The sequence below is a fragment of the Sinomonas cellulolyticus genome (genome assembly GCF_014656475.1).
Classification (GTDB): Bacteria; Actinomycetota; Actinomycetes; order Actinomycetales; family Micrococcaceae; genus Sinomonas; species Sinomonas cellulolyticus.
Genome location: NZ_BNCM01000007.1, coordinates 89,631 through 116,020, shown reverse-complemented (window position 1 = coordinate 116,020; position 26,390 = coordinate 89,631). Strand labels below are relative to the sequence as shown.

Genomic DNA, 26,390 nt, shown 5'->3' with positions numbered 1-26,390 from the left:
AGAAGGAACGTGAAAGCCATGGCCATCACTGTCACCGACAACGCGCCGATCGCGGGCGCCGACGAGATCCTCACCGACGAGGCGCTCGCCTTTGTCGAGGAACTCCACCGGCGGTTCGCCGGCGAGCGCAAGGCCCGCCTCGAGGCGCGCAAGGCTCGCCGCGCCGAGGCTGCGAGCACCGGCAGGCTCGACTTCCTGCCGGAGACGGCCGAGGTCCGGGCCGGCGACTGGAAGGTCGCCGAGGCGCCTGGCCCGCTGCAGGACCGCCGCGTCGAGATGACCGGCCCGGCGAGCCCGGCCAAGATGGCCATCAACGCCCTCAACTCGGGCGCCAGGGTGTGGCTCGCGGACATGGAGGACGCCTCGAGCCCGCACTGGGCCAACGTGGTGGATTCCGTGAAGAACCTCCGCGACGCCGCCGACGGCACGCTCTCGTTCACCTCCCCGGAGGGCAAGGAGTACGCGCTGCGCACTGACGCCCCGCTCGCCGTCGTGGTCACCCGCCCGCGCGGATGGCACATGGACGAGCGCCACGTGCTCATCGACGGCGAGCCGGCCGTGGGTGCGCTCGTGGACTTCGGGCTGCACTTCTTCCACGTGGCCAAGCCGCTCATCGCCTCCGGCCGCGGCCCGTACTACTACCTGCCCAAGATGGAGAGCCACCTCGAGGCGCGCCTGTGGAACGACGTGTTCGTGTTCGCGCAGGACTACCTCGGCATCCCCCAGGGAACCATCCGCGCCACGGTGCTCATTGAGACGATCCCGGCGGCGTTCGAGATGGACGAGATCCTCTACGAGCTCCGCGACCACGCCTCGGGCCTGAATGCAGGGCGCTGGGACTACCTGTTCAGCATCATCAAGTTCTTCCGTGACGCCGGTGAGAAGTTCACGCTCCCGGACCGCGCCTCCGTGGTCATGACGGCCCCCTTCATGCGCGCCTACACCGAGCTCCTCGTGCAGACGTGCCACAAGCGCGGCGCGTTCGCGATGGGCGGCATGGCCGCGTTCATCCCGAACCGCAAGGAGCCGGAGATCACCGCGGCCGCGATCGAGAAGGTGCGCGCGGACAAGACGCGCGAGGCGACGGACGGCTTCGACGGCTCGTGGGTGGCCCACCCGGACCTCGTCTCGACGTGCCAGGAGGTCTTCGACGCGGTGCTCGGCGACAAGCCGAACCAGGTGGACCGCCAGCGTCCAGAGGTGAAGGTGACCGCGGAGGACCTCCTCAATGTCTCGGCGACCGAGGGCGAGGCCACCGAGGCCGGCCTGCACCTGAACCTCTACGTGGCGGTGGCCTACACGGCCGTGTGGCTCTCGGGCAACGGCGCGGTGGCGATCCACAACCTCATGGAGGATGCGGCGACCGCCGAGATCTCCCGCTCCCAGGTCTGGCAGCAGATCCACAACAAGGTGGTCCTCGCGGACACGGGCAACACGGTGACGCGCGAGCTCGTCGAGCGGATCCTCGCCGAGGAGACCGAGCGCCTTCGCACCGAGGTCGACCCCCAGATGTTCGCGAAGTTCTACGAGCCGGCAAGCCGCCTCATCGCGGACATCGTGCTCTCCGAGGACTTCACCGATTTCCTCACCACCCCCGCCTACGAGCTGGTGGGCTGAATGGGCGAGCCCCACGTGGACCAGGGCCTGCCGGCGCGCGTGCTCGGCGAAGCGGACCTCGCCCGTATCGATGCGAGCCTCGCGGCCACCGACCGGCTCCTCGCCGAGGGCTACCCGGGCGACTCGGGGACGCGCCAGCCCGTCCACACGGTCTACGTGCCCGCGGACCGCTTCACCCCGCAGCTTCCCGCGGAGTGGGGCGCCGCGGCGCTGGCCGCCGCGGACGAGGCCGGCGGCCTGGAGGCCCTGGCCCGCCGCGTGGGGCTCACCCCGGTCCTCGCCGCCGAGGTCGCGCCGCGCGTCGAGGCGAAGCTGCGCTCCGAGCCCATCGAGGACCTCCGCATCGACTTCGAGGACGGCTACCTCGCCCCCGGAAAGGCGGCTGGCCTCCCCGGTGCCGCCGGGGATGCGGAGGCGATCGAGGACGCCGAGGCGGTGAGGGCAGCGGACTCCGTCGCAGCTGCCCTCGCGGCCGCGACGGAGGGAACCGCAAGCACGACGCCGTTCGTCGGCATCCGCTTCAAGTGCTTCGAGGAGCCCACTCGCCGCCGCGGGCTCCGCACCCTCGAGCTGTTCGTCTCGCGCCTCGCGCAGACCGGGGCACTCGGTGCGCTCGGCGACGGGCTCGTCCTCACGCTGCCCAAGGTGACCACGGTAGACCAGGTCAAGGCAATGGCCTTCGCCGCCGACCGCCTCGAATCCGCACTCGGCCTCGCGCCGGGACGCCTCGGGTTCGAGGTGCAGGTGGAGACGCCGCAGCTCATCATCGGCCCGGACGGGACGCACCCCGTGGCCCAGCTCCCGCACGTCGCGGACGGTCGCATCACGGCGTTCCACTACGGCACCTACGACTACTCGGCGTCGCTGCAGATCGCCGCGGCCTACCAGTCGATGGAGCACCCGGCGGCGGACTTCGCGAAGGAGGTCATGCAGCTGGCCGTGGCCGGGACCGGCATCCGGCTCTCCGACGGCTCCACGAACGTGCTCCCCCTCGGCGACGCCGCGCAGCGGGAGGCCGCGTGGGAGCTCCACGCCCGGCTCGTGAGGCGCTCCCTCGAGCGCGGCTACTACCAGGGCTGGGACCTCCACGCCCACCAGCTGCCCACCCGCTACATCGCCACGTACGCGTTCTACCGTGAGGGCCTCGAGGCGGCGACCACGCGGCTGCGCAACTACGTGAACCAGACCGCAGGCGCCGTCCTCGACGAGCCGGCCACCGCCCGCGCACTCGCGGCGTTCGTGCTCCGCGGCCTCCAGTGCGGCGCGGTCGGCGCGGACGAGGTGCTCGCCTCGACCGCACTCACAGAGCTCGAGCTCACACACCTCGCGCATCCGCGGCTGGCCGCCGCGACGAACTAGAAGGAGGCCCGAATGGGCAAGTACTACTACCCCGAGGGCGGCCTGCCGCCCCAGACCCACCTGACCACCGAGCGTGCCATCGTCACCGAGGCGTACACGGTCATCCCGAAGGGCGTCCTGACGGACATCGTCACGTCCAACCTCCCAGGTTTCTCGAACACCCGGGCGTGGATCATCGCGCGCCCCATCTCAGGGTTCGCGACGACGTTCTCGCAGCTAATCGTGGAGATCGGACCGGGCGGCGGGGCCCCGAAGGCGGAGTTCGAGGCCGGCGTGGAGGGCGTTGTGTTCGTGGTCAAGGGCACGCTGGGCCTCACGCTCAACGGCGAGGTCCACACCCTCAAGGAGGGCGGCTACGCCTACCTCGCGGCCGGCGACGAATGGGGCCTCGAGAACAGCTCGGACGACACCGCCTCGTTCCACTGGGTGCGCAAGGCGTACGAGCCGCTGCCGGGCTACGAGGCCAAGAGCTTCGTCACCTCGGACACCGAAGTCGAGCCCGGCGAGATGCCGGACGTCGACGGGGTCTGGAAGACGACGCGGTTCGTCGACCCCAACGACCTCGCCCACGACATGCACGTGAACATCGTGACGTTCCAGCCCGGGGGAGTCATTCCGTTCCCTGAGACCCACGTCATGGAGCACGGACTGTACGTGCTCGAGGGCAAGGCCATGTACCTGCTCAACAATGACTGGGTCGAGGTCGAGGCCGGCGACTTCATGTGGCTGCGCGCCTTCTGCCCGCAGGCCTGCTACGCCGGCGGCCCCGGCCAGTTCCGGTACCTCCTCTACAAGGACGTCAACCGCCAGGTGCGCCTCACGGGCGCGCCGCTGCCGGGCTGACGTCCCCCACGCCCGACGGCGCGGGGCTGGCCTGGCACTGAGCCGCCCCGCGCCGTCGTCACCCCTGCAGGTCCCCACGGTCTCCCCCGACGGGTCAGCCGGCTCCGCCCGCGATCCGGTAGGACTCCTGGACCATCTCCCCGAGCTCCTCGCGGGAGATCCGCCCGAGCCGGACGAGCACGAGATCCGGCGAGCCGAGATGGTGCGGCACCTCCCAGTAGAACGTCTCGGGATCCGCGGCGTGCAGCGCCTCGCGCTCTTCGGTCTTGAGCGTCACGACGCCCGGCTCCCAGATCCGAGCGAACAGCGTCCTGCCGAACCAGGCCGGCTGGTTCCAGCTGGGCCGCTCGGTCACCCCGGGCAGCGCGAGGCACAGCTGGCGGACGTCCTCCTCGGTGGCCATGCGGCCCACGGTGCCACGCGTCACGGCGCGGTTCAAGGGGCCGCCACGGGCTAACGTGGCTTCGACATGACCAACCGCAGCGGCTACCCCTGGGCTGTCCTCGCCCACGCCTTCTTCCTCCAGCTCGCCGTCTACATCGTGCGCCCCACCGCGTCCTACCGCGCCCTCGAGCTCGGCGTCGACGCAGCGCTGCTCGGCCTCATCGTGGCCAGCTTCTCGCTCCTGCCGCTCGCGGCCGCGGTGTGGGTGGGGCGGATGAACGACGCCGGCCACGGCCGCGCGCTGCTCCTCGCCGGAGCAGTGCTCATGGTGGGCTCCGGCGTGGGGCTCCTGGCGGCGACGCCGGACGTCTGGTGGCTGCTCGGCTGGAACGTCGCGCTCGGGCTCGGTCACCTCGTCAGCCTCCTGGGCGAACAGGCCCGCATCGCGGAGGCGGCCGGCGAGGGGACACAGCAGCGCAGCCTCGACTCGCTGTTCGGCCTTTACACGTTCACCGGTTCGGCGGGGCAGGCGCTCGCCCCGTCCCTGCTGGCTGTCGTCGGCGGCGGCTCCGTCCTCCCGCACACCGGCCCGCTCTTCGGCTGGTACCTCGCGGCTGCCGCCGCGATGCTCGCCGTGACGCTGCCCCTGTCGCTGCGCCGTCCGAGGCGCGCGGCGGCCCAGCAGCGTGGGGAGGGCCGCGGCGTCGTGCGCACGGGCCCGTCCCGCCTCCCGATGCGCCGCGTGCTTGCGGACGCCGAGGGGCGGCGACGGCTCACGGCGTCGATCGGTGTCTCGATGATGGTCCTGTGCGCGATCGACCTGATCCAGGTGTACCTGCCCGCCCTCGGCGTGGAGCGCGGGATCCCGGCCGCCGCCGTCGGCGCGCTCCTGACAGTGCGGGCGGTCGCGACGATGGCCTCGCGACTCGCGATGTCCCGGCTGGTGGCGCGGTTCGGCCGGCAGTGGCTCATCCTGTGGGGGACCGCTGCGGGTGCGCTGGCCGTGCTCGGGATGGCGGCGCCGCTGCCGGGCTGGGCACTCACGGCGGTGCTCATCGTGGCGGGGTACACGCTCGGGATCGTGCAGCCGCTGACCATGACCGTCGTCTCACTCGCGGCACCCCCCGGCACGGCCGGGACCTGGCTTGCGGCCCGGATCACGGCCAACCGGCTGGGGCAGGCGCTCATCCCGCCCGCCGTCGGGCTGCTCGCGGCGGGACTGGGCACGGGCGGGGTGTTCGCGGCGACCGGCCTGCTGCTCGGCGCCGCCGCGGGAGCGTGGCGCGCCGTCCGCCCCTGACGGTTCCGGTCACCACCCCGCGATGAGGGGTCACATCCCCGATGAGGGGTCACATCCCCGATGAGGGGTCACATCCCCGATGAGGGGTCACCTCCCCGATGAGGGGTCACATCCCCGATGAGGGGTCACATCCCCATAAAGGAGAGTGGCCTCTCTAGAGATGTGACCCCTCAGGCTAGGGACATGACCCCTCATCATTGAGCGGGGACCCGGGTTCCGGAGGGAAGCCCCCCGGGTCAGGCGGGCAGTGCGGGCCGTCAGCCGCCGCGGCCCGAGCCCTCGATGGCTTCCTCGGTGCTCTCGTCCTCGTCCGGCGGGGCGTCGTCCTGGTTCTGAGGATGCCAGCTGAGGTGGACACAGGCGCCCTCCTCTTCGGCCTCAATGCGCATGACGATGTCCTGCCCGATGAGGTGCTTGTGCTCGAGGTAGCTTCGGTCGGTCTGCGCCGTCTCGAGGAGGCGCTTGAGGGCGACTGCCATGGCTCGGCCCCAGTCGTGGGGATCCTTGCTCGAGGAGTGCTCCAGTGCTCTGTACGTGGCCATGCCTCCATCATTGCCCGAGGAAGGCCGGATTACCCAGTGACCAAAGGTGCGGCGCTCCGGAGAGCCTTTGGTATCCAAGAGGTTGACCGGCATCACATCTTCGTCCTACACTTTCATCAAGAGAAAGTTTCCTTCCACAATCTGGAAAGATAGTCCGGACGAGAAAGGCCCCGACGATGACGTACACCGTGAACTGCTCGATCCTCCTGACCGAGCTTCCCCTCCTCGAGCGCCCGGCGGCGGCCAAGGCAGCCGGCTTCGACGCCGTCGAGTTCTGGTGGCCCTTCGCCGAGGCGGTCCCGGCGGACAAGGACGTCGACGCGTTCGTCGGCGCGCTGGACAGCGCCGGCGTCCACCTCTCGGGCCTGAACTTCTTCGCCGGCGACATGCCCGCCGGGGACCGCGGCCTCGTCTCGTGGACCGGCCGCGAGCGCGAATTCCTCGACAACATCGACACCGTCGTCGGCATCGCCGAGCGCACCGGCACCAAGGCCTTCAACGCGCTGTACGGGAACCGTCTCGAGGGCGCATCCGCCGACGAGCAGGACGAGCTCGGCGTAGCCCACCTCGTCGCCGCCGCGCAGGGAGTCGCCAGGATCGGCGGCACGGTGCTCCTCGAGCCCGTCTCCGGGACCGCGGCCTACCCGCTCAAGACGGCGGCGGACGCCCTCGCGGTCATCGCGAAGACCAAGGCCGCCGGGGTCGACAACGTCAAGCTCCTCGCCGACTTCTACCACCTAGCGGTCAATGGCGACGACGTCGCCACGGTCATCGAGGAGCACGCGAAGGACTTCGGCCACATCCAGATCGCCGACAACCCGGGCCGCGGCGCCCCCGGCACGGGCGCGCTCCCGCTCGGCGAGTGGATCACCCGCTCGCGCGAGCTCGGCTACACCGGCTACATCGGCCTTGAGTACAAGGCCCCGCAGGCCCAGGCCTTCACGTGGGCCATCCGCCCCGCCGCCTCCGCCTGATCCGACAGCAATCACGCCAAGACTTCCCAGGAGAATCACATGGGCACCACCCCGACCAAGATCGCAGTCATCGGCCTCGGCATCATGGGCCTCCCCATGGCCGTCAACCTCGTCAAGGCCGGCCACCAGGTCACCGGCTACAACCGCAGCGAGGACAAGGTGACCAAGCTCGTCGCCGAGGGCGGCGAGGGGGCAGCGAGCATCGCGGAGGCGGTCAAGGACGCAGACGTCGTCATCACGATGGTCCCGGACTCCCCCGACGTCGAGGGCGTCGTCTCCGGAGCGGAGGGAGTCTTCGCGAACGCGCCGAAGGGCGCCCTGTGGATCGACGCGTCCTCGATCCGTCCCGACGTCGCAGCGCGCCTCGCCGCTGACGCCCGCGAAGCCGGCATCCGCCCCCTCGACGCCCCGGTCTCCGGCGGCGAGCAGGGTGCCATCGACGCCGTGCTCTCGATCATGGTCGGCGGCGAGAAGGCGGACTTCGACGCCGCCCTCCCGATCCTCGAGGCGGTCGGCAGGACCATCGTCCACGTAGGCCCCTCGGGCTCCGGCCAGACCGTGAAGGCGGCGAACCAGCTCATCGTCGCCGTCAACATCCAGGCGCTCTCCGAGGCCATCGTGTTCCTCGAGGCATATGGCGTCGACACGGACGCGGCCCTCAAGGTCCTCGGCGGAGGACTCGCCGGCTCGAAGGTCCTGGACCAGAAGGGCCAGAAGATGCTCGACCGCAACTTCGACCCGGGCTTCCGCCTGGCCCTGCACAACAAGGACCTCGGCATCGTCACCTCGGCCGCCCGCGAAGCTGGCGTGGTGGTCCCGCTGGGCGCAGCCGTCGCCCAGCTCGTCTCGGCCCTCGTGGCCCGCGGCGACGGGGGCCTCGACCACTCGGGCCTCTTCAAGCTCACCAACGAGCTCTCCGGCAAGAAGTAGCCCCGCAGAACTTCCCTTGCACGCACGACGGCGACCGCTCGCTGTCGTGCGCACGGCACCCCGCGTCGCGCGGGCGGTGCCCCACAGACCGCCGGCCCCGGGCGCGCAACCCCGGGGCCGGCCCCACTTCCCCCACCACTTCCCCAAGACCCAGCAGAGACTTCCCAGTAAGGAGCAACGGCAATGGCAAAGATGCGCACTGTCGACGCGATCGTGGCCATCCTCGAGAAGGAGGGGGCTACCGAGACGTTCGGCCTCCCGGGCGCCGCGATCAACCCCCTGTACGCGGCCATGAAGGCCCACGGCGGCATCCGCCACACGCTCGCCCGCCACGTCGAGGGCGCCTCGCACATGGCGGACGGCTACTCCCGCGCCAAGGCCGGCAACATCGGCGTGTGCCTGGGCACGTCCGGCCCCGCCGGCACGGACATGATCACGGGACTCTACGCCGCGCAGGCCGACTCCATCCCGATGCTGTGCTTCACGGGCCAGGCGCCCGTGGCGAAGCTGCACAAGGAGGACTTCCAGGCCGTGGACATCGAGTCCATCGCCAAGCCGCTGACCAAGATGGCCATGACCGTCCTCGAGCCGGGGCAGGTCCCCGGTGCGGTGCAGAAGGCGTTCCAGCTCATGCGCACGGGCCGACCCGGTCCCGTGCTCCTGGACCTGCCGTTCGACGTGCAGATGGCCCAGATCGAGTTCGACATCGACGCCTACGAGCCGCTCCCCGTCGAGAAGCCGCGCGCCACGCGGAAGCAGGCCGAGAAGGCCCTGGACATGCTCACCGCTGCCGAGAAGCCGCTCATCGTGGCCGGCGGCGGCATCATCAACGCCGACGCGGCGCCGCAGCTCGTCGAGCTGGCAGAGACCCTCAACGTCCCCGTGGTGCCGACCCTCATGGGCTGGGGCACCATCCCGGACGACCACCGCCTCATGGCCGGCATGGTGGGCCTCCAGACCGCCCACAAGTACGGCAACGCGACGTTCCTCGAGTCCGACTTCGTGATCGGCATCGGCAACCGCTGGGCCAACCGCCACACGGGCTCCGTGGACAAGTACACCGCCGACCGCACGTTCGTGCACGTGGACGTGGAGCCGACCCAGATCGGCCGCGTGTTCTCCCCCGACTTCGGCATCGTCTCCGACGCGGGTGCGTTCCTGGACGCGATCCTCGAGGTGGCCCGCGAGCGCAAGGCCGCCGGGACCCTCCCCGACTACAGCGCGTGGGCCGACTCCGCACGGGAGCGCCGCGGCAGGATGCAGCGCAAGACCCACTACGACAACGTGCCCCTGAAGCCGTTCCGCGTCTACGAGGAGATGAACAGGGCGTTCGGCCCCGAGACGACCTACGTGACCACGATCGGCCTGTCCCAGATCGCCGGCGCGCAGCTGCTGCACGTGTTCGGCCCGCGGAAGTGGATCAATGCCGGCCAGGCGGGCCCTCTGGGCTGGACCGGGCCCGCGGCCCTCGGCGTGGTGCGCGGCAAGCCCGGTGAGACGGTGGTGGCGCTCTCGGGCGACTACGACTTCCAGTTCATGATCGAGGAACTCGCCGTGGGCGCACAGCACCAGCTTCCGTACATCCACGTCGTGGTGAACAACTCCTATCTGGGCCTCATCCGCCAGTCCCAGCGCGGCTTCGAGATGGACTTCGAGGTGTCCCTCGCGTTCGAGAACATCAACGCGGAGCCGGGATCAGGGAGCAGCATCGCGGCCGGCTACGGCGTGGACCACGTCAAGGTGGCCGAGGGGCTCGGCTGCAAGGCCATCCGCGTCGAGCACCCCGAGGACCTGGGCCCCGCCTTCGAGAAGGCGCGCGCGCTCATGGCCGAGTACAAGGTTCCCGTGGTGGTGGAGTGCATCCTGGAGCGCGTGACCAACATCGCGATGGGCACGGAGCTGGACAACGTGACGGAGTTCGAGGAGCTCGCCCAGCGCCGCGAGGACGCGCCGACCGCCATCGTGGCGATGGCCGCAGGCAGTGGCAGCTAGGGCCGGGACCGACACCATGAAGATCGTCCTCGCCCCCGACAAGTTCAAGGGGTCCCTCACCGCCGCAGGGGTGGCCGACGCCCTCGCGGCCGGCATCCGCCAGGTGCTGCCCGAGGCCGAGCTCGTCCAGGTCCCCGTGGCCGACGGCGGCGAGGGAACCGTGAGCGCAGCGCTCGGCGCGGGCTTCACCCCGCGCCGGGCGGTGGTCGCCGGTCCGACGGGGCAGCCGCTCACGGCCGAGTTCGCCGTCTCGGACGGCCCGGAGCGGACCAGGACCGCGGTCATCGAGATGGCCGCGGCCTCCGGCCTCGACGTCCTGCTCGGCGGAACGCTCGACGCGCTCGGTGCCACGAGCCTCGGCACCGGCCAGCTCATCCGCGCGGCACTCGACGCGGGCTGCCGACGCATCATCCTCGGCGTGGGCGGCAGCGCCTGCACGGACGGCGGCGCGGGCATGCTCGCGGGCCTCGGCGCGCGGTTCACGGACGACGCCGGGCTCGACCTCCCGCTCGGAGGCGCGGCCCTCGCGCGGATCGCCGCAGCGGACCTGTCCGGCCTCGACACCCGGCTCGACGGCGCCCAGCTGACCCTGGCTGCCGACGTCGACAATCCCCTCCTCGGGGTTCGTGGAGCGGCGGCCGTGTTCGGCCCGCAGAAGGGGGCATCGCCGTCGGACGTGGAGGCGCTCGACGCCGCCCTGGCGCGGTTCGCCGGGATCCTCGGCGAGGCGCTCGGCCCGGCAGCCGCCGCTTCGAAGGACATCCCGGGAGCCGGCGCGGCGGGCGGCGTGGGGTACGCTGCACTCGCCCTCGGGGCCCAGCGGAGGCGCGGGATCGACGTCGTCGTCGAGTTCACCGGCCTGCGCGGGAAGCTCGCCGGCGCTGACCTCGTGGTCACGGGCGAGGGCAGCCTCGACGCGCAGTCCCTGTCCGGGAAGGCACCGGTGGGCGTCGCCGCGGAGGCCGCGGCGTTCGGAATCCCCGTGGTCGCGGTGTGCGGGCGCAGCCAGCTCGACGCCGCATCCCGGGCCAAGGCTGGGTTCGCCTCCGTGCACGCGCTCACGGACCTCGAGCCGGACGTGGACACGTGCATCCGGGAGGCTGCAAGCCTCCTGCGGCGCCTCGGGAGAGATCTGGCCGTGACAATCGTTGACAGCAACAGCAGGAAGGAGCCCGTGCGGTGACTACCGAATACGACCTGGTGATCCGAGGCCGGAAGGTCCTCACGACGGCGGGCATCGCGCCCCGCGAAGTCGGCATCGTGGACGGGCGCATCGTCGCGCTCGAGCCGCTCGGCAATGCCCTCGTAGGCAAGGAGACGATCGAGCTCGCCGACGATGAGACGCTCATCCCCGGCCTTGTCGACTCCCACGTGCACGTCAACGAGCCCGGCCGGACCGAGTGGGAGGGCTTCGCGTCCGCCACGAAGGCCGCAGCCGCCGGCGGCGTCACCACAATCATCGACATGCCGCTGAACTCGATCCCGCCGACCGTCACGGTCGACGCGCTCAACGTCAAGCGGGACTCTGCCCGGACCCAGGCCTTCGTGGACGTCGGCTTCTGGGGCGGCGCCATCCCCGGCAACACCGGCGACCTCCGCGGGCTGCACGACGAGGGCGTGTTCGGCTTCAAGTGCTTCCTGCTGCACTCGGGCGTGGACGAGTTCCCGCCGCTCGAGCCCGACGAGCTCGAGAAGGACATGGCGGAGCTCTCGGGCTTCGACGGCCTCATGATCGTCCATGCCGAAGACTCCCGCGCGATCGACCGCGCGCCCAGCCCCGATGGCGACGAGTACGAGGGCTTCCTGCACTCCCGCCCGCGCGGCGCGGAGAACATCGCGATCGCGGAGGTCATCGAGCGCGCCCGCTGGACCGGCGCCCGCGCGCACATCCTGCACCTCTCGTCCTCCGACGCCCTCGCGATGATCGCCTCGGCGAAGCGCGACGGCGTGAAGCTCACCGTCGAGACCTGCCCGCACTACCTGACTCTGCTGGCGGAGGAGATCCCGAACGGGGCCACGGCCTTCAAGTGCTGCCCGCCGATCCGCGAGGCCTCCAACCGCGAGCTGCTGTGGCAGGGGCTCGAGGACGGGGTCATCGACTGCATCGTCTCGGACCACTCCCCCAGCACCGTTGACCTCAAGGACCTCGAGAACGGCGACTTCGGCGTCGCCTGGGGCGGCATCTCCTCGCTCCAGCTGGGCTTGTCGATCATCTGGACGGAGGCGCGCCAGCGCGGCATCCCGCTCGAGCGCGTCGTGGAGTGGATGGGCCGCAAGCCCGCCGAGCTCGCCCGGCTCCAGCGCAAGGGCACGCTCGCCCCGGGCTACGACGCCGACCTCGCTGTCTTCGCCGCGGACGAGGCGTTTATCGTGGATGCAGAGAAGCTGCATCACAAGAACCACATCACGCCGTACCAGGGCAAGGCGCTCTCAGGCGTGGTGCGCAGGACCTTCGTGCGCGGCACCGAGGTGGACTTCAACGAGCCGAAGGGCCAACTGATCCGCCGCGGCACCGCGTGAAGCCCAATCACCAGGAGGAACCCTTGACAGCACTGACGAAGCTCACCGCTGGGCAGCAGGCCCCCACGTTCTCACTCCCGGATGAGTCCGGGAAGACCGTCTCCCTCGACGACTTCCGCGGCCGGCGGGTGGTCGTGTACTTCTACCCGAAGGCCGCCACGCCCGGATGCACCACCGAGGCCTGCGACTTCAGGGACAGCCTCGACGCGCTCAACGCGGCGGGGGTGAGTGTCATCGGCATTTCCCCTGACCCCGTCGAGGACATCGCGAAGTTCGCCGAGGACTACTCGCTCACCTTCCCGCTCCTGGCGGACGACGGCGCGGCCGTCGCCCGGGCCTGGGGCGCGTGGGGGGAAAGGATCGTCAAGGGCGAGGTGCGCGAGGGCATCCTCCGCTCCACCGCCGTGGTCTCCCCCGACGGCACCATCGAGTCGATCGACTACGGCGTGGACGCGAACGGCCACGTCGCAGCGCTGAGGAGCAAGCTCGGCGTCTGAGACGCCGCGGCCGGCCCAACAAGCCGCTGCCCGGGCCCCGGACCACCTGGTCCGGGGCCCTTCTGTGTCCTCCGGCGTGACCGGCCGGACTTCCGCTAAAATTATGTATCCCAGATCACCCGGATGTGTTGACAGTCACAGCATCCGTAGGGCAGACTAATTGCACATGCTGAAATAACAGTTCCACGATACGGAACCCAGATGTTCTGGACACCGCTGTTCCGTATAGCCGTCACCGTGGATGCCAGCATTGAGCAGTTGAGGACCAGACAAGCATGCTGCTTGAACAGTTCAACGCCGCCCCCGCCGAGAAGGCACGAGAACTCCTGAAGCCGTGCCTCGACGTCGACCGCTGGGTCGAGGAGATCACCGCAGCCCGCCCGTTCGCGGGCTTGGACGCCCTCCTCGAGACTGCCCGCACCGCGGCCCACCCCTTCACGAGCGCAGAGCTGGAATCGGCTCTCGCCCACCATCCCCGCATCGGCGAGACGCCCAGGGCGCAGAGCACCGAAGCCGCCATGTCCCGCCGCGAGCAGGCTGGCGTGGACCACGGCGACCAAGGGATCGCCGCCGCGCTGGCGGAAGGCAACCGAGCCTACGAGGAGAAGTTCGGCCGGGTCTTCCTGATCCGCGCGGCCGGCCGGAGCGCCGACGAGATGCTCCAGTCGCTCCGGGAGCGGCTGGGCCACACGCCCGAGCAGGAGGAGCGCGTCGTCGCCGGTCAGCTGCGCGAAATCGCGGTGCTCCGCCTCGAGCAGAGCGTGGCCGAGCAGAGCGCCGAGCCTTCCCACGGCGGGACCTTCGCTTCGAAAGGAGCCTGAGCGCGTGAGCGTCTCACATGTGACCACCCACATTCTGGATACCGCTGCCGGCAAGCCGGCAGCAGGTGTCGCCGTCGAACTCTACGCCCGCGACGGCGGCGCATGGTCCCGGATTGGCACGGGCATCACCGATGCAGACGGGCGGGTGAAAGAGCTCGGCCCCGAGCAGCTGGACAGCGGTGAGTACCGCCTCCAGTTCGCGACCGGACCGTACTTCGCCGGCATCGGACAGGACACCTTCTTCCCGGAGGTTTCGCTGACCTTCACAGTCAACGCGGCGGAGGCGCACTACCACGTGCCGCTCCTGCTGAGTCCTTTCGCCTTTTCAACGTACCGAGGGAGCTAGCGCCATGGCGCAGAACAACAGCAACGAGAACACCAAGATCGTCCTGGGCAAGAACCAGTACGGCAAGGCCGAGGTCCGGGTCGTCAAGGTCACCCGCGACACCGACCGCCACGAGATCGAGGACCTGAGCGTCACGTCGCAGCTGCGCGGCGACTTCGACGCGGCGCACTTCGACGGCGACAACGGCCACGTCGTCCCGACCGACACCCAGAAGAACACCGTCTTCGGGTTCGCCCGTGATGGCGTCGGCTCGCCCGAGCAGTTCCTCATCCGCCTCGCGAACCACTTCACGTCCGAGTTCGGCTGGGTCACCGGCGGCCGTTGGGAAGCCGAGCAGTACGCCTGGGAGCGCATTTCAGCGCCGTCTCAGGGCAAGGCCGAGGGCCACGACCACTCCTTCGTCCGCAAGGGCCAGGAGGTCCGCAACGCGGTGGTCGTGAAGGAAGGGGACACCATCCAGGTCATCTCCGGCCTGAACGACCTCACGGTCCTGAAGTCGACCCAGTCGGGCTTCGTGGGCTACCCGAAGGACCGCTTCACCACGCTCGAGGAGACGACGGACCGCATCCTGGCCACCGACGTCTCGGCCCGCTGGCGCTACAGCCCGGAGGCGATCGCGAACGGCTCGGTCGACTTCAACAAGTCGTACGACGACGTCAAGGCGCTCCTGCTCGAGGGCTTCACCGAGGGCTACTCGTACGCCCTGCAGCACACGCTGTACGGGATGGCGCAGAAGGTCCTCGAGGCCCACCCGGAGATCGAGGAGCTTCGCTTCTCGACCCCGAACAAGCACCACTTCCTCGTGGACCTGACGCCGTTCGGCCTCGACAACCCCAACGAGGTCTTCTACGCGGCTGACCGCCCGTACGGCCTCATCGAGGCGAACTTCCAGCGGGAGTCCATTTCCGCGGACAACGACGCGTGGGACGGCATCACCGGCTTCTGCTGAGCCCCACCGGCTCCAGCACGCCCGCTGTACCCCCACGGGAGGCGTGCACGACGGCGGTGAACTCCGGCCGCCGTCGTCCTCCTCCCGATCGCCTCGCCTGAGGCGATACCGCCCCCTCCCGGGGGCCACCAGACCGCCGCGGGCGGCACCGCCCTCCCTGGGGCCGGCCGCCCGCGGCATCCATCCCCTCCACCCCAAGTTGCGCACTCGGAATATCACAGCTGACAAGGAGGTCCGCTATGTCCCGAAAGTCCGCGCCCGCATCTGAGGCACAGACCGAGGCTGCACGGCCAGAAGACCAGAAGCTTCCCCTCGGAACTGCGTTCGCGTACGGGTTCCAGCACGTGCTGACGATGTACGGCGGCATCATCGCGCCGCCGCTCATCATCGGCTCGGCGGCCGGCCTCAAAGGCCCCGATCTCGCGCTGCTGATCACGGCCTGCCTCTTCATCGGCGGCCTCGCGACGCTGCTGCAGACGCTCGGCGTCAAGTGGTTCGGCTCGCAGCTGCCGCTCGTGCAGGGGACCTCGTTCGCCTCGGTCGCCACCCTGCTCGCGATCGTCAACGGAGGCGGCGGCCTTCCGTCGGTGTTCGGTGCCGTCATGGCCGCCTCGGTCATCGGCCTCCTCGTCGCACCGTTCTTCGCCAAGATCATCCACTTCTTCCCGCCGGTGGTGACGGGCGTGGTGATCACCACCATCGGCCTCTCGCTCGTGCCGGTAGCTGCCGGCTGGGCCCTGGGCGGGAACGCCAAGGCCCCGGACTACGGCAGCCCCGCGAACATCGGCCTGATGGCGCTCACGCTCGCGGTCATCATGATCCTGAGCAAGCTGGGCAGCGGGATGGTCTCGCGCCTGTCGATCCTGCTCTCGATCGTCATCGGGACGGTCATCGCGGTCTTCCTCGGCAAAGCGGACTTCTCCCAGGTCCTCAACGGCCCTGTCTTCGCCTTCCCCGAGCCGTTCCACTTCGGCCTCCCGACCTTCGAGCCCGCCGCGATCATCTCGATGGTCATCGTGGTCCTCGTCATCCTCACGGAGACGACGGCGGACATCCTCGCGGTGGCCGAGGTCACCGGGGCCACGGTCGACTCGAAGCGCATCGCCAACGGCCTCCGTGCCGACATGCTCTCCTCCGCGGTGTCCCCGGTCTTCAACGGCTTCACCCAGAGCGCGTTCGCACAGAACGTCGGCCTCGTGGCCGTCACGGGGATCAAGAGCCGCTTCGCGGTCGCAGCGGGCGGCGGCGTCCTGGTGGTGCTCGGCCTGCTCCCTGTGCTCGGCCGGGTCGTGGCAGCGATCCCCATGCCCGTCCTCGGCGGCGCAGGCGTCGTGCTCTTCGGCACGGTCGCGGCCTCGGGCATCCGGACCCTGTCCAAGGTGGACTACAAGGACAACATGAACCTGGTCATCGTGGCGACGTCAATCGCGTTCGGCCTCGTCCCGGTGGTCAGCCCGACGTTCTATGCCCACTTCCCCTCGTGGTTCCAGGTCATCTTCGACTCGGGCATCAGCTCCGCCGCCATCATGGCCGTCCTGCTGAACATCATCTTCAACGTGTTCAAGCGGGGCACGCCGCATGACCCGTCGGTCTTCGGCGCCGCGCCGGTCCGCGTCATTCCCGAAGAGGTGCTCGAGTGCCTCGAGGAGGGCGACCGCTGCGAGGACGGTAGGATCCTCGACAAGGAGGGCAACGAGGTGCCGGTCAAGGCCAGGAACGGGGCCCACGGGCACTGATCGCCACCTGAGGCCAGAGACCCCGCAACAGCCCGCCAGAGACCCCGCAACCGGAGTGTTGCGGGGTCTCTGGCGGAGCGTTGCGGGGTCTCTGGCGGAGCGTTGCGGGGTCTCTGGTCACCGGCCACCTCTGCAGCGCACGGCCCCGTAGACTGGACCCATGCCCACCCAGCGCCAGATCACCGTCCGCCGTGCGCCCAAGTACGTCCCGTTCCTCGTGGCCGGCGGCCTGCTCGGCGTTGTCGTCGCGGCCGTGACCTCGTACGCCGTCCCGGCCCCGAAGGACTACACCCAGGGCTCGGTCTTCGGATACTTCCTCGTGCTGTTCGCCGCGGCTGGCGTGCTCGTGGGCGGGGTGGTGGCCCTCATCCTGGACCGCGTCCTCCTTCGCCGCACGGAGCGGGCCGTCGTGGAGGAGGTCGACGAGCCGGAGGCCACCACGCCGCCGGAGGCCACGACGCGGCCGGAGGCCACCACGCCGCCGGACGGCGCTGAGCTGCCCGCTGGGCCGGCCGCTCCGGCGCACGACGGCGAGCACGCGCCGTCGTCCGCTGGCGGCGCCTCGCGTGGAGGTGCCGCCGCACCGTCAGCCGAAGGCCCCGAGGCGGGCCCGGCCCCTGCTCCGTGAGACAATTGGCCAGTGGTACGCGCTGACGGACTCCTCTCCCATGACCTCGATCCCCTCGACAAGGGCCCGAAGGACGCCTGTGGCGTCTTCGGGCTCTGGGCGCCCGGCGAGGAGGTCGCCAAGCTCACCTACTACGGCCTGTACGCGCTCCAGCACCGAGGCCAGGAATCGGCGGGCATCGCCACGAGCGATGGCGAGCGCATCAGCGTCTACAAGGACATGGGGCTCGTGTCCCAGGTGTTCGACGAGTCGACGCTGAACTCGCTCACCGGGCACCTTGCGGTGGGCCACTGCCGCTACTCGACGACCGGCGCGAGCCACTGGGCGAATGCGCAGCCGACGCTCGGCGCCACCTCGTCCGGCACGGTGGCCCTCGCCCACAACGGCAACCTCACCAACACCGCAGAGCTCCGCGACATGATCGAGGACCTCACGGGCGGCGAGCTCACCGGCGAGATGAAGCAGGGCAACACCTCGGACACGGCGCTCGTGACGGCGCTCCTCGCGGGCCGGAAGGGCCAGACGCTCGAGGAGACCGCGATGGAGCTGCTGCCCAAGATCCGCGGCGGCTTCTGCTTCGTCTTCATGGACGAGAACACGATCTACGCAGCGCGGGACACCTACGGGATCCGTCCGCTGGTTCTGGGGCGCCTTGAGCGCGGCTGGGTGGTCGCATCCGAGCAGTCGGCCCTCGCGACGGTCGGTGCGAGCTTCATCCGCGAGATCGAGCCCGGCGAGTTCATCGCGATCGACGAGCACGGCGTGCGCTCCCAGCGCTTCGGCAAGCCCACCCCCGCAGGCTGCGTCTTCGAGTACGTCTACCTCGCGCGCCCGGATGCAGCGATCGCGGGCCGCTCGGTCTACGAGTCCCGCGTGGAGATGGGCCGCCAGCTCGCCCGCGAGAACACGCACGACGCCGACATCGTCATCCCCGTCCCCGAATCCGGCACCCCGGCCGCGGTGGGCTATGCGGAGGAGTCGGGCATCCCGTTCGCCCACGGGTTCGTCAAGAACGCCTACGTGGGCCGCACGTTCATCCAGCCCTCCCAGACCCTCCGCCAGCTCGGCATCCGGCTCAAGCTCAACGCCCTCGAGTCGGTGATCCGCGGCAAGCGCGTGGTCGTGGTCGACGATTCGATCGTCCGCGGCAACACGCAGCGTGCCATCGTGCGGATGCTGCGCGAGGCGGGCGCCGCTGAGGTCCACGTCAAGATCTCCTCGCCGCCGGTGAAGTGGCCGTGCTTCTACGGCATCGACTTCGCCTCCCGCGCGGAGCTCATCGCCAACGGCGCAACGATCGAGGAGATCTCCCAGGCCATCGGCGCTGACTCCCTGGGATACATCTCCGAGGACGGCATGATCGCCGCGACCCAGCAGCCGCGCGAGCGCCTGTGCACGGCCTGCTTCACCGGCAGGTACCCCATCGAGCTGCCGAGCGCGGACAAGCTCGGGAAGAACGTGCTCGAGCGCCGCGGAACCCGCACCGCAGACGCCGAGATCGCGCACGACGGCGACGATGCCGCTGCCGGGTTGCCCGAGCCGGAGAGGGTCCCCATCGCCGAGGGCGAGGACGGCGGCCACCCCGGCTCGACCGGCTGCGACCCGGGTCCGGACTCGGAGTTCGAGCCCCTGCTGACCGATGCCGACAAGACGCCCGACGCCGCCAGGAGAGAGACCGTATGAGCGCCACGCCCGCACAGCCCCGCCCCGCCGGCACCACCCAGTCCGGGACCGCCAGCACGGTGATCACCTACGCTGGCGCTGGAGTCGACGTCGAGGCCGGGGACCGCGCCGTCGAGCTCATGAAGGACGCCGTGAAGGCGACGCACAACGCCTCGGTGCTGGGCGGCGTCGGCGGCTTCGCCGGGCTCTTCGACGTCTCCCGCCTGACGTCCTACAAGCGCCCGCTGCTCGCGACGTCCACGGACGGCGTGGGCACCAAGGTCGCGATCGCCCAGGCCATGGACGTGCACGACACCATCGGGTTCGACCTCGTGGGCATGGTCGTGGACGACATCGTGGTGGTCGGCGCGGAGCCGCTGTACATGACTGACTACATCGCGTGCGGGAGGGTCGTCCCTGAGCGGATCGCGGACATCGTCCGCGGCATCGCGGCTGCCTGCTCGGTCGCGGGCACCGCGCTCGTGGGCGGCGAGACCGCCGAGCACCCCGGTCTCCTCGGGGAGAGCGAGTACGACGTCGCGGGCGCGGCGACCGGTGTGGTCGAGGCCGACGCGCTGCTCGGTCCCGATCGGGTCCGGGAGGGCGACGTCGTGATCGGCATGGCGTCCTCGGGCATCCACTCGAACGGGTACTCGCTCGTGCGCCGGGTCATCAACCACGCCGGCTGGGCCCTCGACCGCCAGGTCTCGGAGCTGGGCCGCACGCTCGGCGAGGAGCTCCTCGAGCCGACGCGCGTGTACGCCGCCGACTGCCTCGACCTCGTGCGCGCGCTCAACGGCGCGGACTCCGGTACTGGGCTTCCGCTGCGCGGCTTCAGCCACGTGACCGGCGGCGGCCTCGCAGCCAACCTCGCCCGCGTGCTCCCCAAGGGCCTCCTGGCCACCGTGGACCGCTCCACGTGGGAGCTCCCGGCGATCTTCAAGGTCATCTCTCAGCTGGGGAACGTGCCGCAGGCCGACCTCGAGCGGACGCTGAACCTCGGCGTGGGCATGGTCGCGATCGTGGCACCCGACGCTGCTGACGCGGCCCTCGCCCGTCTGGCCGAGCGCGGGCTGCCCGCGTGGGTCATGGGCGCGGTCGGCGCCGACGACCCCAGCCTGGCGGCCACTGGCGGCTCCGACTACGTGCAGGGCGCCAAGGGCGTGGACGGCGGCGCCGTCCGCCTCGTGAACGCCTACGCCTGACCGGCGCGGGACCTTCCCCGCGCGGCGGCCGTCTGGCACCGTGGAGCCCGTGGAGCAGAAGCGTGATGACACGGCGCGCGACGCCGTTCCCGCGTTCGACTGGGATCCCCGTTCCGAGGAGGTCCAGGCCGACCAGATCGCGGCGTACGACGCGATGAGGGGCCGCTGCCCCGTGGCGCTCGGTGCCCAGGGCAACTGGGCCGTGTTCGGCCACGCGGACAACCGGGCCATCCTCGAGGATCCCCGGTCGTTCTCGAACGCCGTCTCCGCCCATCTGACGGTGCCGAACGGTATGGACCCCCCGGAGCACGGGCCATATCGGGCGATCGTGGACAAGTACTACACGCCCTGGCGCATGCACGCCTTCGAGCCCACCTGCCGCAGGATCGCGCACCGGCTCGTCGCCGGCCTCGCCCGGGACACCGAGGTGGATGCCATGGCCGCGCTGGCCGAGCCCTTCGCGAATGAGGTCCAGTGCGCCTTCATGGGCTGGCCGGAAACACTCCACGGCCCCCTGCGCGAGTGGACCCGGAAGAACCAGGCCGCGACACTCAGGCTGGACCGCAAGGCGATGTCCGCGATCGCCCTGGAGTTCGACGGGTACATCCGCGAACAGCTCGAGACGCGCCGAGAGGCTCGGACCTCCGGCGCCGAGCCGCCCATGGACGCCACCACCGAGCTCCTCGGCGAGCAGATCGACGGCCGTCCCCTCACCGACGAGGAGATCGTCTCGATCGTACGCAACTGGACGGTCGGCGAGCTCGGCACGATTGCCGCGAGCGTGGGGATCCTGGTCCGCTTCCTCGCCCGCCATCCTGACGTGCAGGGCGACCTCCGCGCCCGGAGGCACGACGCCGGGCTGCTCGCCCGCGCGAGCGACGAGATCCTCCGCATCGATGCGCCGCTGATAGCGAACCGGCGCCGCACGACGCGGGAGGTCGAAGTGGGCGGCCGCATCATCCCCGCCGGGGAGCGCGTGGTGGTGCTCTGGGCCTCGGCGAACCGGGACGAAGCCGTCTTCGACCACGCCGACGAGTTCAGGCTCGACCGCAACCCGGCCGACAACCTGCTCTATGGGGAAGGCATCCACGCATGCCCCGGGGCCCCGCTCGCGCGGCTCGAGCTCAGCGTCCTCCTGCAGGAGCTCCTCGGCGCCACCGCGTCGATCGAGCCCGCGGGAGAGGAGCCCCGGCGCGCAGCCTATCCCTCCGGAGGCTGGAGCACGGTCGGCGTGCGGCTCGCCTGACGCCAGGGGCAACGCCCCTGGAAGTCTGCTATGCGCCGAGGGCCAGCAGCGCGGAGAGCTCCTCGAGGGCGCCCCCCACCTCCGTGCGCCAACGCCACTGCGCCCGCGTGTCACCCCGGGACGGCCCCTGGTTCACGATCCCCACGGGCTTCCCCTGATGGACGGCGTCCAGGACGAATCTGAAGCCGCTCATGACGGCCAGCGACGAGCCGAGCACGAGGAGGCTGCGTGCGGAGGCGAGCATCGCCGTCGCGCGTTCCTTGCGTGCAGGGGGAACGCTCTCGCCGAAGTAGACCACGTCCGGCTTGAGCATGTCGGAGCCGCACACGAGGCACGGGACCATGACGAAACGGCCGATCCAGTGGGAGTCGAGTTCCACGTCGCCGTCGGGGTTGACGGCCGCGGGATCGTGGGCGACCGCCTCGGCGTAGCCGGGGTTGGCCTGGGCGAGGCGCTCATCGAGATTGGTGCGGCCCTCGACGTTGCCGCAGTTGAGGCACACCACCTTGTCCAGGTCGCCGTGCAGTGTCACGAGGTGCCGGGTCCCGGCGGCAGCGTGCAGGCCGTCCACGTTCTGGGTGACCACCCCGGCCAGGGAACCGCGCGACTCGAGGTCCGCGAGCACGCGGTGGGCGCGGTTCGGCTCTGCACGGTTCAGGTGCCGCCAGCCAATGTAGCTGCGCGCCCAGTACCTGTGGCGGGCTTCGGAATCGTGCCGGAACTCCTGGTATGTCATGGGGCGGTGCTTACGCCATGAGCCCTGGGGGCCGCGGTAGTCGGGGATTCCCGACGCCGTGGACACCCCAGCGCCGGTGAGCGCGAGCACTGCCCCCTCCCGGAGCATCCCCAGGATTCCCTCACGGGCGACGGCGGGGGCCTGCGGTTCCGCGGTCTCGGTCACCTCGCGCGCAATGGACCTCAGAGCGGCGGCGTGCGCTCCAGCGACGGCGGGGTGTTCGAACGAGTTCAGTGCTCAGCCGATCCGGCGGGAGTCCTCGTCATCGTCATCGTCGGCAAACTGATCCCCGTACTTGTCCTCGTACTCGGAGTAGTCCGGTTCGGAGTCGTCGGAGTACCGGTGAGAAGAATGGCCACCCTGCGAGCCGAGTTCGCGCTCGAGAGCTCGGTAGTCAGTACTAGGGCTGTAGTACTTGATGTCCCGGGCCTGCTTGGTTGCCTTAGCCTTTTGACGGCCGCGCCCCATGGCGTGACCCCCTCTTTTGCGTCGGTCCCGGAGGTTGTCGCGAAGGGCATGCTCGCGAGGCCCCGGAGTGTCTGATCAATTTGTCGTAGGTCTAGACTACATGTAATTGCGCCGGCATGCGTATTCGCCTCGGCGCTGTCCACTGGCCGTGTGAGCTACAAGGAAGCGAGCCCAGTGCATGAGCACGCCCAACCTCCCCGGCGCCCCACGCCCGGGGCACTTTCCCCCGCCCCCGCCCAAGCCTGCCCGCGCCCCGAAGCCTGCAATTCCAGCAGATCCTGGCGGCTCGGCCGGCCGGTTGGGCCGGCTGAGCCGCCCCCGCTGGCTCGGCCGCTTGGGACGTCTTGGCCAGTCTCGCCAGTCGGGCCGCCCAGACTGGATGGGCCGCGGGACGGCAGGCTCTGACGGTCCAGGACTGGGCTCACGGCGCGAAGCGCGTGCCCGTCGCCGTCGGAGGGGAACGGTGTACCTGATCGCGGCAATCGTGGCCGTCGGACTGATCATCTGGGGCATTGCGGCACTGGCCGGCGCGGGCCGCAAGCCCGCCGTGGACTCCACCGCGTACGCGAAGGGAGACTGCTTCGTCGACTTCGACGCCGCGGCCACCTCGGGGACCACCGTGGAGTGCTCCCAGCCCCACTCGGCGCAGCTCGTCGGCGTCGAGAACGCCCCCGCCGAGGAGGCCTACCCCGGCCGCGAAGCGCTCGAGCAGCGCGCAGGCCAGCTGTGCAAGGCGCCTGACATCAAGCTTCCGGAGAACACGGGCAACCTCAAGCAGAGCTCGGCCTACCCGAGCCAGGAGGGCTGGGCCTCCGGCGACCGGCGCATGGACTGCTACATCGTGACCACGGACGGGAACACGCTCACCGCTTCGTTCCTCCACTGATCGGCGACACCCCCCGCTCAGGGTGGCATAAGCCCCCTGCCGCCGGGACCGCAGTGCGTTTCCCGGCGGCAGGGGGCCCGAGTCCATCCTCCTACCGGCCTGAGGACTACTGGACCGCGGGCTCCTTGCGCGTGACGCTCAGTCCGCTCGAGGCGCCCGCGAGGTCCTTGAAGTCGACCGTGACATCTGCCACGTCCACGAGGACCGTGTCACCGTCGGCAATCTCCCCTGCCAGGATCTCCCGGGCCAGGCGGTCGCCGATCTCACGCTGCACGAGCCGGCGCAGCGGCCGCGCGCCGTACGCGGGATCGTAGCCGGTCATCGCGAGCCAGGCCCTCGCAGCATCGCTCACCTCGAGGGTGAGCCGGCGCTCGGTGAGCCGCGACTGGAGCGAGGCGACCTGCAGTTCCACGATCCGGGAGAGCTCGTCCACGGAGAGCGCGTCGAACATGATCACGTCGTCGAGCCTGTTGAGGAACTCGGGCTTGAACGAGGCGTTGACCACGCTCATGACGGCCTCCCGCTTCGACTCCTCGCTCAGGTCCGGGTCCACGAGGAACTGGCTGCCGAGGTTGGAGGTCAGGACGAGGATCACGTTGCGGAAGTCCACGGTGCGGCCCTGCCCGTCCGTGAGGCGCCCGTCGTCGAGCACCTGCAGGAGGATGTCGAAGACCTCGGGGTGGGCCTTCTCGACCTCGTCGAGCAGGATCACCGAGTACGGGCGCCGGCGCACGGCCTCGGTCAGCTGGCCGCCCTCCTCGTACCCGACGTAGCCCGGAGGGGCACCGACGAGCCGGGCCACGGCGTGCTTCTCCGAGTACTCAGACATGTCGATGCGCACCATGGCGCGCTCGTCATCGAAGAGGAAGTCCGCGAGCGCCTTCGCGAGCTCGGTCTTGCCGACGCCGGTGGGGCCGAGGAACAGGAAGGAGCCCGTGGGCCGGTTGGGATCGCTGATCCCCGCGCGGGCGCGCCGCACGGCGTCGGAGACCGCGGCGACCGCCTTGCTCTGGCCGATGAGCCGCTTGCCGAGCTCCTCCTCCATGTGCAGGAGCTTCTGGCTCTCGCCCTGCAGCATGCGGCCGGCGGGGATGCCCGTCCAGGCGGAGATGACCTCGGCGATGTCGTCCGCGGTGACCTCCTCGGCCACCATGGTGGCCTTGCCCCCCGTGTCCTGCTCGGCCGCCTCCGCGTTTGCCTGGGCGAGTTCGCGCTCGAGCGTGGGGATCTCGCCGTACAGGATGCGGGAGGCTTCCCCGAGGTCGCCTTCGCGCTGGGCCTTGTCGGCCAGCGACCGCAGCTCGTCGAGCTTCGCCTTGAGCTCGCCGACCCGGTTCAGGCCCGCCTTCTCGGCCTCCCACCGGGCATTGAGCCCCGCGAGCTGCTCCTTCTTGTCCGCCATGTCCTCGCGGAGCGCAGCAAGCCGCTCCACGCTCGCGGCATCGGTCTCGTCCTCGAGGGCAAGCTCTTCCATCGTGAGCCGGTCGACGGCGCGGCGCAGCTGGTCGATCTCCTCGGGCGCCGAGTCGATCTCCATCCTCAGTCGGGACGCCGCCTCGTCGACGAGGTCGATCGCCTTGTCCGGGAGCTGGCGCCCGGAGATGTAGCGGTTGGACAGCGTGGCGGCCGCGACAAGGGCCGAGTCGGCGATCGCGACCTTGTGGTGCGCCTCGTAGCGCTCCTTGAGACCGCGGAGGATCGCGATGGTGTCGTCCACGCTCGGCTCGCCGACGAACACCTGCTGGAAGCGGCGCTCGAGAGCGGCGTCCTTCTCGATGTTCTCGCGGTACTCGTCCAGCGTCGTCGCGCCGATGAGTCGCAGCTCGCCGCGGGCCAGCATGGGCTTGAGCATGTTGCCGGCGTCCATCGAGGAATCGCCCGTCGCGCCGGCGCCGACCACGGTGTGGATCTCGTCGATGAACGTGACGATCTGGCCCTCGGAGGCCTTGATCTCCTCGAGGACGGCCTTGAGCCGCTCCTCGAACTCGCCGCGGTACTTCGCGCCTGCGACCATCGAGCCGAGGTCCAGGGCGATGAGGGTCTTGCCGCGCAGGCTCTCGGGGACGTCCCCGGCCACGATGCGCTGGGCGAGGCCCTCCACGACGGCAGTCTTGCCGACGCCGGGTTCACCGATCAGCACAGGGTTGTTCTTGGTGCGGCGGGAGAGGACCTGGACGACCCGGCGGATCTCGGAGTCGCGTCCGATCACCGGGTCGAGCTTGCCGGAGCGGGCAATGGCGGTGAGGTCCGTGCCGTACTTCTCGAGCGCCTGGAAGGTGTTCTCAGGGTCCGGGGAATCCACCCTGCGGTCGCCCCGCACGCCCGGAAGGGCGGCCTTGAGCGACTCGAGCGCCGCACCGTTGTCCCGCAGCGCGGCGCCAGCCGGGCCGCCGTCGGCCGCGAGCCCGAGCAGGAGGTGCTCGGTGGAGACGAAGCTGTCCCCCATCTGCTCGGCCTGCTGCTGGGCGGCCTGGATCACCTGGAGCCCCTGGCGGCTGAGCTGCGCCTGGGCCACGGTGGTGCCCGAGCTCGACGGGAGGGCCTTGATGGCCGTGCTGGCCGCGACGCTCACGGCGTCGGGGTCGGCACCGGTTGCGCGCAGGAGCGCCACGGCGACGCCGTCCCGCTGGTCCATGAGGGCCTTGAGCAGGTGGGCGGGCTCCACCTGGGGATTGCCCGCCGTCGAGGCATTCATCGCCGCGGCAGACAGTGCTTCCTGGCTCTTGGTAGTGAATTTGACGTCCACAAC

The 26,390-nt window shown here is 70.3% G+C and carries 24 protein-coding genes; 19 read left to right on the top strand and 5 right to left on the bottom strand.

Annotated features, from left to right (window positions below):
• Positions 1 to 18 precede the first annotated feature (18 nt).
• The 3 genes from aceB to IE231_RS10740 are packed head-to-tail and all read left to right on the top strand — an operon-like array spanning position 19 to position 3,819.
• Entirely contained in the window at positions 19 to 1,617 is a 1,599-nt protein-coding gene (gene aceB, locus IE231_RS10750; RefSeq protein ID WP_189693966.1) for a malate synthase A, read from the top strand.
• The gene (locus tag IE231_RS10745; protein ID WP_189693965.1) at positions 1,618 to 2,976 is read left to right on the top strand and encodes a DUF6986 family protein; all 1,359 of its coding nucleotides are present in this window, start codon (positions 1,618 to 1,620) and stop codon (positions 2,974 to 2,976) included.
• A gap of 12 nt (positions 2,977 to 2,988) precedes the next feature.
• Complete coding sequence (locus IE231_RS10740) at positions 2,989 to 3,819, top strand: bifunctional allantoicase/(S)-ureidoglycine aminohydrolase (RefSeq protein ID WP_189693964.1); 831 nt, start codon at positions 2,989 to 2,991, stop codon at positions 3,817 to 3,819.
• 94 nt (positions 3,820 to 3,913) lie between these two features.
• Here IE231_RS10740 and IE231_RS10735 read toward each other — a convergent pair whose 3' ends face one another.
• Positions 3,914 to 4,222, bottom strand: coding sequence for an MmcQ/YjbR family DNA-binding protein (locus IE231_RS10735; RefSeq protein WP_189693963.1), 309 nt, complete (start codon positions 4,220 to 4,222; stop codon positions 3,914 to 3,916).
• 66 nt (positions 4,223 to 4,288) lie between these two features.
• Here IE231_RS10735 and IE231_RS10730 point away from each other — a divergent pair, with 66 nt between their 5' ends.
• Positions 4,289 to 5,503 (top strand): MFS transporter, encoded by a 1,215-nt coding sequence (locus tag IE231_RS10730; RefSeq protein ID WP_189693962.1) that lies wholly within the window; start codon positions 4,289 to 4,291, stop codon positions 5,501 to 5,503.
• A 257-nt stretch (positions 5,504 to 5,760) separates the two neighbouring features.
• Here IE231_RS10730 and IE231_RS10725 read toward each other — a convergent pair whose 3' ends face one another.
• The gene (locus IE231_RS10725) at positions 5,761 to 6,045 is read right to left on the bottom strand and encodes a hypothetical protein (RefSeq protein WP_189693961.1); all 285 of its coding nucleotides are present in this window, start codon (positions 6,043 to 6,045) and stop codon (positions 5,761 to 5,763) included.
• 176 nt (positions 6,046 to 6,221) lie between these two features.
• Here IE231_RS10725 and IE231_RS10720 point away from each other — a divergent pair, with 176 nt between their 5' ends.
• From IE231_RS10720 to IE231_RS10655, 14 genes are all read left to right on the top strand, one after another.
• On the top strand, positions 6,222 to 7,019 hold the full coding sequence (locus IE231_RS10720; RefSeq protein ID WP_189693960.1) for a hydroxypyruvate isomerase family protein: 798 nt from the start codon (positions 6,222 to 6,224) through the stop codon (positions 7,017 to 7,019).
• Positions 7,020 to 7,058: 39 nt separating this feature from the next.
• Positions 7,059 to 7,949, top strand: a complete 891-nt coding sequence (locus IE231_RS10715; protein ID WP_189693959.1) for a 2-hydroxy-3-oxopropionate reductase — start codon at positions 7,059 to 7,061, stop codon at positions 7,947 to 7,949.
• Positions 7,950 to 8,132: 183 nt separating this feature from the next.
• Complete coding sequence (gene gcl, locus IE231_RS10710; protein WP_189693958.1) at positions 8,133 to 9,941, top strand: glyoxylate carboligase; 1,809 nt, start codon at positions 8,133 to 8,135, stop codon at positions 9,939 to 9,941.
• 16 nt (positions 9,942 to 9,957) lie between these two features.
• Positions 9,958 to 11,124, top strand: coding sequence for a glycerate kinase (locus IE231_RS10705; RefSeq protein ID WP_189693957.1), 1,167 nt, complete (start codon positions 9,958 to 9,960; stop codon positions 11,122 to 11,124).
• The gene (gene allB, locus IE231_RS10700) at positions 11,121 to 12,461 is read left to right on the top strand and encodes an allantoinase AllB (protein WP_189693956.1); all 1,341 of its coding nucleotides are present in this window, start codon (positions 11,121 to 11,123) and stop codon (positions 12,459 to 12,461) included. Before IE231_RS10705 ends, allB begins: the two co-directional genes overlap by 4 nt.
• 23 nt (positions 12,462 to 12,484) lie before the next feature.
• A complete protein-coding gene (bcp, locus tag IE231_RS10695) occupies positions 12,485 to 12,958 on the top strand; it encodes a thioredoxin-dependent thiol peroxidase (protein WP_189693955.1) in 474 nt (157 codons plus the stop codon).
• A 275-nt stretch (positions 12,959 to 13,233) separates the two neighbouring features.
• Complete coding sequence (uraD, locus tag IE231_RS10690; protein ID WP_189693954.1) at positions 13,234 to 13,779, top strand: 2-oxo-4-hydroxy-4-carboxy-5-ureidoimidazoline decarboxylase; 546 nt, start codon at positions 13,234 to 13,236, stop codon at positions 13,777 to 13,779.
• A gap of 4 nt (positions 13,780 to 13,783) precedes the next feature.
• Complete coding sequence (uraH, locus tag IE231_RS10685; RefSeq protein ID WP_189693953.1) at positions 13,784 to 14,125, top strand: hydroxyisourate hydrolase; 342 nt, start codon at positions 13,784 to 13,786, stop codon at positions 14,123 to 14,125.
• A 4-nt stretch (positions 14,126 to 14,129) separates the two neighbouring features.
• On the top strand, positions 14,130 to 15,074 hold the full coding sequence (gene pucL, locus IE231_RS10680; RefSeq protein ID WP_189693952.1) for a factor-independent urate hydroxylase: 945 nt from the start codon (positions 14,130 to 14,132) through the stop codon (positions 15,072 to 15,074).
• Between the two features lie 239 nt (positions 15,075 to 15,313).
• Complete coding sequence (locus IE231_RS10675; RefSeq protein ID WP_189693951.1) at positions 15,314 to 16,810, top strand: nucleobase:cation symporter-2 family protein; 1,497 nt, start codon at positions 15,314 to 15,316, stop codon at positions 16,808 to 16,810.
• A gap of 160 nt (positions 16,811 to 16,970) precedes the next feature.
• Positions 16,971 to 17,438 (top strand): hypothetical protein, encoded by a 468-nt coding sequence (locus tag IE231_RS18505; RefSeq protein WP_306341565.1) that lies wholly within the window; start codon positions 16,971 to 16,973, stop codon positions 17,436 to 17,438.
• A 12-nt stretch (positions 17,439 to 17,450) separates the two neighbouring features.
• The gene (purF, locus tag IE231_RS10665; protein WP_189693950.1) at positions 17,451 to 19,121 is read left to right on the top strand and encodes an amidophosphoribosyltransferase; all 1,671 of its coding nucleotides are present in this window, start codon (positions 17,451 to 17,453) and stop codon (positions 19,119 to 19,121) included.
• The gene (gene purM / locus IE231_RS10660; RefSeq protein WP_189693949.1) at positions 19,118 to 20,305 is read left to right on the top strand and encodes a phosphoribosylformylglycinamidine cyclo-ligase; all 1,188 of its coding nucleotides are present in this window, start codon (positions 19,118 to 19,120) and stop codon (positions 20,303 to 20,305) included. The genes purF and purM overlap by 4 nt, the downstream gene beginning before the upstream one ends.
• 49 nt (positions 20,306 to 20,354) lie before the next feature.
• The gene (locus IE231_RS10655; RefSeq protein WP_201896911.1) at positions 20,355 to 21,551 is read left to right on the top strand and encodes a cytochrome P450; all 1,197 of its coding nucleotides are present in this window, start codon (positions 20,355 to 20,357) and stop codon (positions 21,549 to 21,551) included.
• A 28-nt stretch (positions 21,552 to 21,579) separates the two neighbouring features.
• On the opposite strand, the gene IE231_RS10650 is transcribed toward IE231_RS10655, so the two are convergent.
• Together IE231_RS10650 and IE231_RS10645 are read right to left on the bottom strand one after the other, a co-directional pair.
• On the bottom strand, positions 21,580 to 22,452 hold the full coding sequence (locus IE231_RS10650) for a Sir2 family NAD-dependent protein deacetylase (protein WP_229866699.1): 873 nt from the start codon (positions 22,450 to 22,452) through the stop codon (positions 21,580 to 21,582).
• 72 nt (positions 22,453 to 22,524) lie between these two features.
• Positions 22,525 to 22,755, bottom strand: coding sequence for a DUF3073 domain-containing protein (locus IE231_RS10645; RefSeq protein WP_189693948.1), 231 nt, complete (start codon positions 22,753 to 22,755; stop codon positions 22,525 to 22,527).
• A 463-nt stretch (positions 22,756 to 23,218) separates the two neighbouring features.
• Between IE231_RS10645 and IE231_RS10640 the strand changes: the two genes are divergently transcribed.
• Positions 23,219 to 23,641 carry a septum formation family protein gene (locus IE231_RS10640; protein ID WP_189693947.1) on the top strand — a complete coding sequence of 141 codons (423 nt, stop codon included), beginning with the start codon at positions 23,219 to 23,221 and terminating at the stop codon, positions 23,639 to 23,641.
• Between the two features lie 106 nt (positions 23,642 to 23,747).
• Here the strand turns inward: IE231_RS10640 and clpB are convergent, their stop codons facing one another.
• On the bottom strand, positions 23,748 to 26,387 hold the full coding sequence (clpB, locus tag IE231_RS10635; protein WP_189693946.1) for an ATP-dependent chaperone ClpB: 2,640 nt from the start codon (positions 26,385 to 26,387) through the stop codon (positions 23,748 to 23,750).
• Positions 26,388 to 26,390 lie beyond the last annotated feature (3 nt).

What these genes read in the sequence shown, in the direction of transcription:
- aceB (WP_189693966.1), top strand. Translation starts at nt 19, where the DNA reads ATGGCCATCACTGTCACCGACAACGCGCCGATCGCGGGCGCCGACGAG.
- IE231_RS10745 (WP_189693965.1), top strand. Translation starts at nt 1,618, where the DNA reads ATGGGCGAGCCCCACGTGGACCAGGGCCTGCCGGCGCGCGTGCTCGGC.
- IE231_RS10740 (WP_189693964.1), top strand. Translation starts at nt 2,989, where the DNA reads ATGGGCAAGTACTACTACCCCGAGGGCGGCCTGCCGCCCCAGACCCAC.
- IE231_RS10735 (WP_189693963.1), bottom strand. Translation starts at nt 4,222, where the DNA reads ATGGCCACCGAGGAGGACGTCCGCCAGCTGTGCCTCGCGCTGCCCGGG.
- IE231_RS10730 (WP_189693962.1), top strand. Translation starts at nt 4,289, where the DNA reads ATGACCAACCGCAGCGGCTACCCCTGGGCTGTCCTCGCCCACGCCTTC.
- IE231_RS10725 (WP_189693961.1), bottom strand. Translation starts at nt 6,045, where the DNA reads ATGGCCACGTACAGAGCACTGGAGCACTCCTCGAGCAAGGATCCCCAC.
- IE231_RS10720 (WP_189693960.1), top strand. Translation starts at nt 6,222, where the DNA reads ATGACGTACACCGTGAACTGCTCGATCCTCCTGACCGAGCTTCCCCTC.
- IE231_RS10715 (WP_189693959.1), top strand. Translation starts at nt 7,059, where the DNA reads ATGGGCACCACCCCGACCAAGATCGCAGTCATCGGCCTCGGCATCATG.
- gcl (WP_189693958.1), top strand. Translation starts at nt 8,133, where the DNA reads ATGGCAAAGATGCGCACTGTCGACGCGATCGTGGCCATCCTCGAGAAG.
- IE231_RS10705 (WP_189693957.1), top strand. Translation starts at nt 9,958, where the DNA reads ATGAAGATCGTCCTCGCCCCCGACAAGTTCAAGGGGTCCCTCACCGCC.
- uraD (WP_189693954.1), top strand. Translation starts at nt 13,234, where the DNA reads ATGCTGCTTGAACAGTTCAACGCCGCCCCCGCCGAGAAGGCACGAGAA.
- pucL (WP_189693952.1), top strand. Translation starts at nt 14,130, where the DNA reads ATGGCGCAGAACAACAGCAACGAGAACACCAAGATCGTCCTGGGCAAG.
- IE231_RS10675 (WP_189693951.1), top strand. Translation starts at nt 15,314, where the DNA reads ATGTCCCGAAAGTCCGCGCCCGCATCTGAGGCACAGACCGAGGCTGCA.
- IE231_RS18505 (WP_306341565.1), top strand. Translation starts at nt 16,971, where the DNA reads ATGCCCACCCAGCGCCAGATCACCGTCCGCCGTGCGCCCAAGTACGTC.
- purM (WP_189693949.1), top strand. Translation starts at nt 19,118, where the DNA reads ATGAGCGCCACGCCCGCACAGCCCCGCCCCGCCGGCACCACCCAGTCC.
- IE231_RS10645 (WP_189693948.1), bottom strand. Translation starts at nt 22,755, where the DNA reads ATGGGGCGCGGCCGTCAAAAGGCTAAGGCAACCAAGCAGGCCCGGGAC.